The sequence below is a fragment of the Desulfitibacter sp. BRH_c19 genome (genome assembly GCA_001515945.1).
Taxonomy (GTDB): domain Bacteria; phylum Bacillota; class DSM-16504; order Desulfitibacterales; family Desulfitibacteraceae; genus Desulfitibacter.
The window spans coordinates 40,541-52,594 of sequence record LOER01000033.1 but is presented as its reverse complement, the minus strand read 5'-3'; the positions used below and the strand labels follow the sequence as shown (position 1 = coordinate 52,594).

Genomic DNA, 12,054 nt, shown 5'->3' with positions numbered 1-12,054 from the left:
CAGCCAAATCTATTGTTCAAGGCGGAAGCTGTAGTTGTGTTAATACTATCTACCTATGAAAATTATGCTTAATGATAGTGCAAGTCAGTAAGTTTCACTTCAAGACTTTTACACTAGGCATCATAGCATTTCATTTTTTATGCTAAATAATTGTCACTTGTCCAAAAAATCGTCATGTATATGACGATTTTTTGGCTATATTAGAAACAGAAAGAAGAAGCTATATATACCTTATTGTATTGGAGTATAAGAGAATTTAACGCATATTTTAAAATATTCAGATAAATGGCACAATACTTGCTTATTTAATAAACAAACGCCAAAGTGAAGGAGGAAATGCAAATGAATTGATTTATCTAGGGAAGAGATATAGTTTAATACAAAAAATATTAGAAGGAGGATAAAATGAAACTTTTTAGGAAAATACCGCATACCTATTCAATTCTATTTTGTTTGATTATTATTGCCGCATTTTTGACATGGATTGTACCAGCAGGGCAGTATGAAACGGTGGAAGTGGATGGAAGAATGGTTGTTGATCCTGGAGGTTTTAGCTATGTAGAAAGTAATCCACAGGGGCCAACAGATATTTTGAAGTCTATACCTCAGGGTGCAGATGAAATAGCTTGGATAATTATTTTTATTATATTTATTGGAGCTTCAATTTATGTTATCCAATCTACTGGTGCTATCGATGCTGGAATGAAAAGATTGGTTAAGAAGCTAAAAGGTAGGGAATATATAGTAATTATTGTTGCCATGTTAATATGTGCCCTTGGAGGTGCAACTTATGGAGCTGCAGAAGAAAACATTGCCCTGATGCTGATATTTGTTCCATTGGCGTTATCGTTGGGGTATGATTCCATAACCGGTGCAGCGTTAGGGTTAGTAGGAATGGGTGTTGGTTTTGCAACCGCTCTATTTAACCCTTTTACTGTAGGCGTAGCACAAGGAATCGCTGGTATACCTTTATTTTCTGGTGCACTTTTAAGGTTCTTTTTCTTTATTGTGCAGGTAGTCATAGCAATCGTATTTGTTGTGAAGTATGCAAATAAAGTAAAGAAAAATCCAAAAGCTAGCCCCATGTATGAAATTGATCAAAAAAGAAAATTGAATCTAAATATGAATGAAGAATTTACTACTCGTCATAAATTAGCCTTAGCAACTTTGATTATTACATTCATACTTCTCCCAATTGGTATGGCGAAATTAGGTTGGTGGATAAATGAATTAGTAGGCTTATTCCTAGGAATGGCAATAATTGGTGGATTGCTTGGTGGACTCTCTTTAAATGAAGTTTTTGAAAACTTTGTTGAAGGGGCTAAACAAATGACATATGCTGCTGTTATTGTTGCTTTTGCAAGAGGTATATTAGTTATTTTAAGAGATGGTGCTATTTTAGATACAATTATTATGGGATTATCTGTTCCTTTACAAAGTATGCCTTCACATCTTACAGCTGTAGGTATGATGTTCATTCAAACTTTCGTAAATTTATTTATTCCATCAGGTAGTGGCCAGGCTGCAGTAACAATGCCTATTCTAGCACCATTAAGTGACTTGGTTGGGATAACAAGACAAACTGCGGTATTAGCTTATCAAATCGGAGATGGTTTTTCTAATATATTTTGGCCTACATCCGGTTACTTCATAGGGGCATTAGGTGTTGCTGGAATACCATGGGATAAATGGGCCAAATGGATATTACCTTTGATGGGTTTATTCTACATAGTAAATGTAATTTTCATGATGATAGCGGTAAGTATAGGGTATGGACCATTTTAAATTTATTTAGTGTACGTATTAATATGTCAAATAGTATTATTGAGGGAAGGGATAATAGTGAATAATCAGGACTATAATAGAGCTTCATTACTGCTAGATGAAGAGGAACTAATTAATTTAACTCAAAAACTAGTATCTATTCCAAGTTATCATGGTCTACCTCAACCTGAAAAGAAAATAGCTGAATATATAAATAGTTTTTTAAGAAAAAATAATATTGACTCTAAGTGTATAGATGTAATTGATGGGAGACCAAACGTTATAGGCTCTTATGGGGATGGAAATAACCAAGAGAAGTCATTGGTGCTAAATGGTCATTTGGATACTGTTGATATAAAGAACATGGTTATTGATCCTTTTAAAGGTTTTATAAAAGATGGAAAAATGTATGGTCGTGGTGTTGTAGATATGAAGGGCGCAATTTCAGCTATGATTATGGCTATTTTAGTAATCAAGCGTGCAAAAATTGAGCTTGATGGGGAAGTATTTTTTACTGGTGTTATAGATGAAGAATTTTGGAATGAAGGTACGAAGTTCATTGTAAAAAATGGTCCAAAGGCTAAATACGCGATAGTAGGGGAGCCGACTAACCTTGAAATACATAATGGTCACAGAGGTTTAGAATGGGTTCAGATATCTGTTGAAGGCAAATATGCCCATGGTGGTAAGCCTGATAATGGAATAAATGCAATTGATAAGATGAATAAAATAATAACAGATATTCTAAATAATCTTCTTCCAGAAATAAGAAAGAGAAGTCACCCCGTTTTGGGATCGGCCTCTCTAAATCTTGGATTAATTCGAGGTGGTACTCAACCAAGTACGGTAGCGGGAGATTGCATATTACAAATCGACAGAAGGTGGTTGCCAAGTGAAAGCCCAGAAATGATTATTGATGAACTTAATAAGGTTATAAAAAAACTTAGTGAAACTGATTCTGACTTAAAGGCGAAGGCCTCCTTTATGAGAGATAAAAGTAATCAAATCGGTTTTCCACCTTTAGTATGTGATGAAGCCTCACCAATATTTCAGGTTGCTAAAAATGCAAATCTACAAATCAGGAAAACCTTTGAGGTATCTACGTTTCCTGCTTGGACGGATGGGGGTATCCTTAGTCACATAGGTGGTATTGATACCATAGTGTATGGACCCGGCGACCTTTCATCTGCACACTCTGAAGAAGAATTTTGCCCAATTGAAGATATTATTAATGCCTGCAAAGTATACATCTATACGATTTTAGCAATATGTAGATAACTATTAGATTAAAAAATTGTTCAGGAGTTGGGAGGTTTCTAGTTTGCACTAATAAAGCTGCCCAGTCATTTGGGTGGTTTTATTAATTAGAATCAAAAAAGAGTGTATTAGTATGAGTTTCCAAGTGCTAATTTTTAAGCATTTTAGACAACTTTTTGTCAGCCGTTATAGAAATTTTCTCCATGGGCTCTAAGAACAGAGTGACTTAGGCAAGCATTTTAAAAATGGCATAAATATTGCAATATCTTTACTAAGGTACGATAAAACTTGTGAATTGGTAATTACAATAATGAAGGAGGATTCTAAATGGTATTTACAAGACTCGGTGATGGCTCCATAATCAATGCTTCTGTAGATGAGATAAGAGCAGATTTGGAGGCAGGTACTCAAGACGCTGCTGAAAGAGGAGAAATTTCACCTCTTTCAGAAGATGAAATATTACAACTTTTAGAAATTTGTTGTAGAAGAGGTAAATTTGTTGGGGTTGAACCAGGGAATGAAGTAATTATGACAGGTGATTCGCCCTCCATGGCGGCTGTTCCTAGAGGATTTTCTGTCAGTAGAATTCAATTACTACAGACCTATGAAAGAATTTGTGGTATGGACACAGCAGAACTAGGGTTTATTGATTATAGTTATAAGACAGTAAAGGCATTAGCTTCTGAGGAAAGAGCCATTATGGAACAAGCTTCACAAATCTTAACTATTCCCTTAATGTATGGGGCTATGCCTAACTTGGGTTCATATAGTAGGCCAGATGGTCCGGTTGCTAATTGGGCAGAATTGCTTCCACAAGGTAAAATATCTGAAGCACAAGCTGCTCAAGAAGAAGCAGCTGAATATTGTATAAAGGATCTAGTGTATGTTGCAAGTGAATTGTATGAAGGTGGTGCTCAGGGGATAGACTTTGATACAACCGGTGCAGCAGGTGATGCCGACTTTTATGCATCTTTGAAAGCAACTGAAATATTAAAGAAAAAGTATCCTGATATTTGTATTGAAATGGGTATGGCTGGCGAGTTTGTTTTAGGAATGCATGGTAGCATCTCTTATGATGGCGTGAAGTTAGCCGGATTATACCCTCATGAACAAGTCAAATTAGCGGAAAAGGCTGGAGTAAGTATTTTCGGACCAGTAGTTAACAATGTCACCAATAAATCCTTTGCCTTTAATTTGGCACGTACCGTTACTTTCTGTAAAACATGTGCTGAAGCTTCAAGTATTCCTGTGCATGCAAATGCAGGATTAGGGGTAGGTGCGGTAACTACGGTAGAGGTTGTTCCAGTAGACGTGGTTAGTAGGGTATCGGTTGCTCTAGCAGAGGTTGGAAAAATTGATGGATTGTAGATAGGCTCCGGCGATCCATTAGGTATGATTGCTAGCCATTCATTAGCCTCGGGTATGGGCGGGTTACGTACTTCCGGAGATCTGGTTGCACGTATGCAAATGACCCTTGGTATGCGGATTGGTGAAGCAAAAAAGCATGTTGCTGATAAACTACACGTTAGTGTAGCAGAATTGAGCGATGAAGTAATAATGAACGAAGTTAGAGAAGATATGGATATTGGTAGTGTCACTGCTCCTCCTAGGAAGGCCAGGGGTATTCAGGCACAGAGTAATATTGGTAAATTATTGGGGATAGATATCAATTCTGTAAAACGTTTTTATGAAAAAATAAGATAAAGTAATTTACAATAAGGGGGTATTAGCAATGGAATTGTATGAATTAGCTATTAGGTCCATTATAGATTCTAATATGGATAAAGCTGAAGAGATTGTAAAAAATGGGCTACAAGAAAATATTGATCCTTTAGAATTAATGACAAAAGGATTTATTCCAGGCATAGTTAAAGTTGGTGATCTTTTTGAAAGAGGAAAAATATTCCTGCCAGAATTGGTTCATAGTTCTCAGGTAATGGAAAAAGTATCTACCCTGCTTAATGAGCAATTATCTGAAGTGGGTAGCAATAAAGTAGGAACGGCAGTAATTGGTACAGTAAAAGGTGATGTGCATGATATTGGGAAATCTATAGTAGTTGCTTTATTTAATGCTAATGGATTTGAAGTACATGATATCGGGCGGGATGTTCCGACAATTGACTTCATAGAAAAAGCTCTTGAGGTTAATGCCGATATAATTGGTACTAGTGCATTGTTAACTACAACCATGCAGGGACAAAAAGATTTAGAAGATACTCTGCGCAAAGAGGGGTTAAGAGAAAGGTTTATTACCATTGTAGGTGGTGCGCCATTGACAGAAAGATGGGCTAGAAGAATAGGGGCAGACGCTTATGCAGAAAATGCAATAGATGGAGTTAACAAGGCATTAAAGCTTGTTAAGGCCAAAACAAGTTAAACGGCATCTGAAATACTGAAGTGTCAACATGATTTGGAGAAGGGTAGCCTTTGAGTAGGTTACCCTAATTTTTTGTATAGAAGATCAATGTCTGGCGTGTAATTTCTTAACCCATAGGTTCATGTTTTAATAGCTATCCCAAATATGGCAATTATTTATGAACCTACCATTATATTTGTAACCGAATTTATTTTTTTCTCAAAAAGAACTCCAGCTTTCCGTAAAACTTTGTTCTAGTTTCTTTATCAAGAACAAAGTCTTCTATATCTCATTAGTGAAATTCTTCCTTCCGTTTTTCTCTTAAGTTTCCTTTAGGTACAAGGCTTAACTTGCGGCTATTAATTAATTTTTCTATACCTACCATTTCTCCTTTAGGTAGATGTGGACATTCATTGCGATCTTCACAACTACTATTATTATTTCTTGGTTCTGTATAGGCAGTAATTACACCCTCATAATTCCTTAAAATTACTTTACCTTCTGACTGACTAATTAAGTATTGTGGCATCACTGGTATTTTACCTCCACCTCCTGGGGCATCAATTACGTATGTTGGTACTGCCAATCCAGAAGTATGGCCTCTTAACAATTCTATAATCTCAATTCCTTTGGCAACGGAGGTTCTAAAATGCTCTAAACCGGAAGATAAGTCACACTGGTAAATGTAGTAAGGTCTAATTCTCAGTTGAAGTAATTTGTGGTTCAATTCCTTAAAAATATAGGGACAATCGTTTACACCTTTTAAAAGTACCGATTGGTTTCCAAGTGGTATACCAGCATCAGCAAGCATGGCGCATGCTTTGATTGACTCATTAGTTATTTCTTTAGGATGATTAAAATGTGTATTTAAAAAAATTGGATGATATTTTTTTATGACATTGCAAAGCTCAGGAGTTATACGTTGAGGCATTACAACAGGTGTCCTTGTGCCAATTCTGATTATTTCTACATGTGGAATTTCTCTTAATTTATTTAAAAGGAAATCAAGTTTCTTTTCAGATATACATAAACTATCGCCGCCTGACAAGATAACATCTCGTATTGCAGGAGTATTACGAATATATTCAAGTGCATTTTCTATTTGATTGGAGGGCATGGATTTATCATGAGTACCTGCCATCCTTCGACGTGTACAATGTCTACAATACATTGAGCACTGATCAGTTACAAGAAATAGGGCTCTGTCTGGATATCTATGGGTGAGGCCAGGAACAGGAGAATCCACATCTTCATGAAGTGGATCTTCCAGATCATACTGCCCATCCTCTAACTCCATTGATACGGGAACTGCCTGCATCCTAATAGGGCAATTAAGATCAATGGGGTCCATAAGAGAAGCATAATAGGGTGTAATAGCCATTCTTAGATTTTCTAAGGCTTTGTTTATACTAGTTACTTCTTCCCCTGTGAGTTTTATAACATCTTTTAACTCATCGGTAGATGTAATTCGGTTTTTAAGTTGCCATTGCCAACTGTTCCATTTATCAAGTGGCACGTCTTTCCACTTTTTTATAGTTTTGTAATCTCTAATGTTAGAAGAAAGTCTTATCATCTTAACCTCCCATGTTACTGAGGATTTTGTAATAATGAGACATAATGTATTTTTTAGTATTTCCTCCAATTGATAATTTACTCCATACAAGAAGTAACATAAAATGCTCTACTTTATTAATAAAAGGCATAAAAATGTTACCACTACTCAAAAATCCATTACTTTACAGGCTGTCAAAAAATAGAAGAATAATAACTAAATAAAAAGATATTCTGAAGAGTTCAATGCTATAGAATATTTAAATCTGCTGAAAATCTATACGTATCAATGTTATCGTGGCACAGTAGAAGTAGCAAAAAAAAAGTTGATGGTGGATTTCTTAGCATATATTTGTAGTACTGATGGAGGGCAGACAGTTCTCTTTCAGAAAGCTTGAATATATAGATGAAAAAAATCCTGCAAGAGTATTCGATTTTTTTTGTAGGCGGATTTGATACCGGACTAAGCCGGATTTTTACGCCATGTTCCAGCTAAAGAAGATCTTCCTAGTTTATGATACAAGCGATATGCCTTTTAATAAAATGATCCAAGAGAAAATAAAGCATTGAAAGTTAGGATTTTGTAAGTCAATTACTATTAGAGAGAGTATTGGTTCAATTGAAGATAAATCCAGAGGTGAGTGTATCTTAGACCAAAAAAACATAAAACATACATTCCATTTTTCTAATACATATGCTAAGATAAAATCAGTACTTACTAAATGTTGTAACAATCAATGTACTTGAGAGGAATTTATAATGGTTGTTAATGAAAGAAAGGATCAGAAAGACCATTTTTATTTTCAGTGGCATATTACTGAGGAATGTAATTTGAGGTGTGTTCACTGCTATCAAGAAGGCTACAAGGTCAAAGCACTGGATAAAGATAAATTATTGAAAATAGCTAAAACCATGGATAATACGCTAGAAAAGTGGAATAAGAAAGGAAGAGTGTCTATTACTGGGGGAGAACCCTTTCTGAAGCAAGATATACTTCTTGACCTGCTTTCTTATTTTGAAAAATCCAATAATTTTTATTGGGTAGGCATATTAAGTAATGGAACTTTGATTGATGATGAATTAGCAGCACAGCTTAAAAGGTATAATAAACTTAAAGAGATTCAGATATCAATTGATGGATATAATGCAGATACCCATGACAAAATCAGGGGAATTGGAAGCTTTGACAAAGCAGTAAAGGCTATTGAAATCATTAAAAGAAACAAATTTTTTGTCTCTATAATGTTCACACTACATAGACTAAATGTAAGAGATGCTGTTGCAGTTATGGATCTCGCAAAGGAATTGGAGATTGATGCTCTTACTATAGAAAGAATTACGCCAATGAATGATGAGGATATAAATAACTTTTATATACCATCAGATGAATTATATAAAATATATAAACAAATATATGAAAAGAAAAAGAAAGTTGAGCAGGCTTCTGACTTGAGAGTTAGAGTGTCACGGCCTCTTTGGGGATTGATAGATAATCAGCTTGGGGGATTTTGTCCTGTGGGTTTGACAAGTCTGTGTATTTTAAATGATGGTACTGTTTTACCCTGTAGACGTTTAGAAATACCAGTAGGAAATATTTTGACAGATGGATTATTCAAAATATGGTATACCTCTGAAGTGCTATGGAAGCTACGAAATAAGAAACTGCTGGGGGGAAAATGTAAAAACTGTAGTATTCTTGCTAATTGTGGAGGTTGCAGGGCGATAGCATATACGGTCAATGGAAACTATATGGCAGATGACCCACAATGCTGGAAATAGTATTAATAAGGAGTGGGAGAAAAAGGTGGAAGATAAAGTGTATTTCTTAGCTGATAAGTTCAGCTTATATCAGGGAGATTTTAACAGCAAGAAGTTCTTTTTATTTGATATTTCTGATGGTTCGATATATAGGTTGAATGAAGTTGCATATGATATGCTTGAACTTTTTGACGGTGAAAAAAAACTTTCAGATATATATGATATCTTGATGGCGGTGTATGAAGTGGAAACATTAAAGCTTAAGGAAGATTTGAATTTTATGGTACAAAATTGGGTTAGCAATAACATATTAATAGAAAAGTGAATTTAAGGAGGATAAAGAGTATGGAAAATATCAAGATTGACAAGGTTGCTGTTGATAAAAAAACTTATCAAACTCCACTTTTTGAAAAGGAAGATGGTATGAACTTTTCGGAGGAAATATGGGAAGAGTTTAATGGTGGAAACTGGTGTTTTGGTTGCACAAACTGTAATTGTAATTAGATTAAATAAATGGAAAGCAGAGATAAGCAACTTCTCTTTGCTTTCCATTTATTATTGTCAATAAATTATTGATAGTAAAGATATAATCAAGATGTATTCAATTAGCAGAGAAATATGCAAGTGTAAAGTGATTACTGTCTTTTATGTTTTTAAAAGGAGCTGTACACCTGTGAAAAAAATTGGGGGCAATTGGCATAGGGTTGTTGTGTGGAAAAAATATGTAGTAGGGTATGTAGCTGGGGGTTTTATCTTTGTTGACCAAAACACATTAAAAGAATCCGAATATATTCCATTTGTGGGGTTTGCAAGCTTGGAAGTTGTGGATGAAGAACTCTATACGTTGGATAGACAAGGCAGGTGTTTCAAATTTGTAGAAGAGGATAATAGGCTAGGATTAATAGAACAGATTAATGTGACTAAAGTGGACAAGAACAAAGATAAAATATTAGAAAAGTTACCTAACCTTGTTGAAGATCCCAGAGCATTGGATTGGGATAATCATGTTATAGCAGTTGCATACAAGCAGCAGGGAATAGAGTTTTATACTCATAAAGGTGAGAAGGTTGTGCATTTTGATTTCCCAGGGTACTCCTTTATAGATGATATATGTCTGGCAGGTTCTAAGCTTTATATTGCAGACGTATTTGGTTTAAGGATATTAGATATCTCAAACCTTGATAAACCAATTCTTAATGATACATTAGTATGCAAAGGATGGCCAAAGGACATAGCTGTACAGGATGAATTTGTTTATGTAGCAGATGTGCTGGGTTTAAAAATATATGATAAAAGCCAGGATTTCAAATTGATAGGTAGATTTGAAAGCAATAGGAACAGAATAGCAAAGGTCATTGTAGAAGGTAGTTTTGCATATGCCTCATGTGAAGCTGTAGGGCTTAAAGTTATAGATATTACAAATCCTGAAAACCCCAAACTTGTGAGTGGGATAGTACTTTCAAGCGGAGTATGGGACAGCTGTGTTTATGGAGATTATGTATACCTGGCGGCGTATACCCAAGGATTGATAAAAGTAAACAAAAAGAATATAAAAAGCATGAAGTGTCAAACACAATACAAGAACTGCAAAGAGGTTATAGGTGTGTGTGCGCGGGACAGGGCTGTTTTTGCTGCATGTTCCTACGAGGGATTTAAGGTTTTTGATCATGATTTGAAACTTTTGTACTCCTATGAAGATATAATAGACAGATGCTGGACTGTGCTTGAGCATGATAACATGCTGTATGCAGCCTGTGGAGCTGATGGTGTTATAATATTTGATGCTGAGGATTTACACGAAATAAAGCTTGTTGGAACTATAGAAACTGTTCAGGCAAGAGATCTGATGATTGATGATGGACAACTTTTCATTGCAGATGGACGAAATGGGGTTTTAGTATACAACCTTTGGGATAAAGCGTTAAAGAAGCAGATAAGTCAAATTCCCACCTCTGCATTTACCCGAGGTGTAATGGTAGAGAAGGGCTTTATTTATAAAGCGGATGGAGATGGGGGTGTGGAGATATATGCAAGAAACTAAGAGTATCAAACAACGAAATAAAGATATACTGTATGACCTAGTTTATTTGGTAGGGTTTCTTATTATTGTGGCTGGGTTTATGCTGGCTATCATGCATGGATATAATAATTTCATTAGGACAACACCTATGGTGGAAAATACCCAAGTGACCTTCACCATAAAGGTTGACGACAGGATAGATACAACAAACCAACCTATTAGTGGTGAACAGTATAAAGAACTGACTAGAATATTAGAAGGTATAGAAAAAGAGAGTGCTAAAATAGGTAATAACTATCTAAGTGTGGATACATTAAATAGTTCTTATGCGATTATTTTTACTTTAATTTCAGTGCTTATTGCATTAGCAGGGCTTGTAGGATGGAAAAAATATAGAGATTTTGATAATAAGATTAAACAACTAAATGATGTGCAAGAGGATGTTAATACATTAAAAGAGAAAAGTGACTTGGCAAAAAAGGTGCAGGAAAAATTCTATTCACCAGACAGCAGTATGTCTATAGAAGAAATGTTTCAAACTCAAGAAGAAATAAAAGAAAAATCTAGGATTTTAGCACTCGTATCCGAGGATTATTGCAGAAATGGTTGGTTGGAGGTAATATATGCTAAGAACACTTTGAGCAATGAGGCAGATTTCCATAGATATAGAAAAGCCTATCAAATTTATGAGTATATTTTGAAAAGAGATTTTATTGATAAAGACAAAGGATTTAAAAGTCTTCTCTATCACTTGCTTGGACAGCTTTTATGGCAATATTACAATTTTAAGACAGATGAAGAGTTAAACCGTGAATGTCCTGATCGTAATGAGTATATCTGCATGAATCACCCTATAGATTGCACCGCCAGCTGGATGTCTCAGTGTGATCATAATGGTTTTGATGAAATAGAAACACTAAAAAAGGCTATTTTTTATTATGAACGATCATTACAAATAAAAAAATCTTCCTCAACTGAAATAGTTGCCGATGAAACACTTGGAAATTTAGCTATTGTACAAATTAAGTTGGCACTAGAGAAAGGTGATAAGGAAAAAGAACAATTACTGAAAGTAGCAGAGAATAACCTAAAATCGATTAATAATAAAACATATAATCACTACTGGGACCTTGCTAGGGTTTATTATTACTTGGATAACGGAAATACAAGAAGAACAGAGGAAAATTTAATAAAAGCTGTTGAAAGAATAAACAGCATTAAGATAACTGAGCAAAAGAAAAAGGTCTTTATTGATGGGTTAGCTGATTTTTATTATCCAGGAGAAAATAAGATGATAATAGGTATAAAAGAAAGACTTTGGAGTAAATAAAAACACCAAATACGAAAG

General features: G+C 35.0%; 10 protein-coding genes. 9 read left to right on the top strand and 1 reads right to left on the bottom strand.

The features are described 5' to 3' along the window. Positions 1–405: 405 nt before the first annotated feature. From APF76_10985 to APF76_10965, 5 genes are all read left to right on the top strand, one after another. Positions 406–1,785 (top strand): C4-dicarboxylate ABC transporter permease, encoded by a 1,380-nt coding sequence (locus APF76_10985; protein KUO50230.1) that lies wholly within the window; start codon positions 406–408, stop codon positions 1,783–1,785. Positions 1,786–1,842: 57 nt separating this feature from the next. Continuing rightward, positions 1,843–3,042, top strand: coding sequence for a hypothetical protein (locus APF76_10980; protein ID KUO50229.1), 1,200 nt, complete (start codon positions 1,843–1,845; stop codon positions 3,040–3,042). A gap of 306 nt (positions 3,043–3,348) precedes the next feature. Next, positions 3,349–4,389 carry a dimethylamine methyltransferase gene (locus APF76_10975; GenBank protein KUO50228.1) on the top strand — a complete coding sequence of 347 codons (1,041 nt, stop codon included), beginning with the start codon at positions 3,349–3,351 and terminating at the stop codon, positions 4,387–4,389. A 24-nt stretch (positions 4,390–4,413) separates the two neighbouring features. After that, positions 4,414–4,725 carry a dimethylamine methyltransferase gene (locus APF76_10970; GenBank protein KUO50227.1) on the top strand — a complete coding sequence of 104 codons (312 nt, stop codon included), beginning with the start codon at positions 4,414–4,416 and terminating at the stop codon, positions 4,723–4,725. A 28-nt stretch (positions 4,726–4,753) separates the two neighbouring features. Continuing rightward, positions 4,754–5,398, top strand: a complete 645-nt coding sequence (locus APF76_10965) for a dimethylamine corrinoid protein 3 (GenBank protein ID KUO50226.1) — start codon at positions 4,754–4,756, stop codon at positions 5,396–5,398. 271 nt (positions 5,399–5,669) lie between these two features. On the opposite strand, the gene APF76_10960 is transcribed toward APF76_10965, so the two are convergent. After that, positions 5,670–6,950, bottom strand: coding sequence for a lysine 2,3-aminomutase (locus APF76_10960; GenBank protein KUO50225.1), 1,281 nt, complete (start codon positions 6,948–6,950; stop codon positions 5,670–5,672). 737 nt (positions 6,951–7,687) lie between these two features. Between APF76_10960 and APF76_10955 the strand changes: the two genes are divergently transcribed. The 4 genes from APF76_10955 (at position 7,688) to APF76_10940 (ending at position 12,036) form a co-directional block, all read left to right on the top strand. Continuing rightward, positions 7,688–8,707, top strand: a complete 1,020-nt coding sequence (locus APF76_10955; protein KUO50224.1) for a hypothetical protein — start codon at positions 7,688–7,690, stop codon at positions 8,705–8,707. After that, positions 8,667–9,011 (top strand): hypothetical protein, encoded by a 345-nt coding sequence (locus tag APF76_10950; GenBank protein KUO50223.1) that lies wholly within the window; start codon positions 8,667–8,669, stop codon positions 9,009–9,011. Before APF76_10955 ends, APF76_10950 begins: the two co-directional genes overlap by 41 nt. 348 nt (positions 9,012–9,359) lie before the next feature. Next, a complete protein-coding gene (locus APF76_10945) occupies positions 9,360–10,727 on the top strand; it encodes a hypothetical protein (protein ID KUO50222.1) in 1,368 nt (455 codons plus the stop codon). Beyond that, complete coding sequence (locus tag APF76_10940; GenBank protein ID KUO50221.1) at positions 10,714–12,036, top strand: hypothetical protein; 1,323 nt, start codon at positions 10,714–10,716, stop codon at positions 12,034–12,036. The genes APF76_10945 and APF76_10940 overlap by 14 nt, the downstream gene beginning before the upstream one ends. Positions 12,037–12,054 lie beyond the last annotated feature (18 nt).

What these genes read in the sequence shown, in the direction of transcription:
- APF76_10960 (KUO50225.1), bottom strand. Translation starts at nt 6,950, where the DNA reads ATGATAAGACTTTCTTCTAACATTAGAGATTACAAAACTATAAAAAAG.
- APF76_10965 (KUO50226.1), top strand. Translation starts at nt 4,754, where the DNA reads ATGGAATTGTATGAATTAGCTATTAGGTCCATTATAGATTCTAATATG.
- APF76_10970 (KUO50227.1), top strand. Translation starts at nt 4,414, where the DNA reads ATGATTGCTAGCCATTCATTAGCCTCGGGTATGGGCGGGTTACGTACT.
- APF76_10985 (KUO50230.1), top strand. Translation starts at nt 406, where the DNA reads ATGAAACTTTTTAGGAAAATACCGCATACCTATTCAATTCTATTTTGT.
- APF76_10950 (KUO50223.1), top strand. Translation starts at nt 8,667, where the DNA reads ATGGAAACTATATGGCAGATGACCCACAATGCTGGAAATAGTATTAAT.
- APF76_10955 (KUO50224.1), top strand. Translation starts at nt 7,688, where the DNA reads ATGGTTGTTAATGAAAGAAAGGATCAGAAAGACCATTTTTATTTTCAG.
- APF76_10975 (KUO50228.1), top strand. Translation starts at nt 3,349, where the DNA reads ATGGTATTTACAAGACTCGGTGATGGCTCCATAATCAATGCTTCTGTA.
- APF76_10940 (KUO50221.1), top strand. Translation starts at nt 10,714, where the DNA reads ATGCAAGAAACTAAGAGTATCAAACAACGAAATAAAGATATACTGTAT.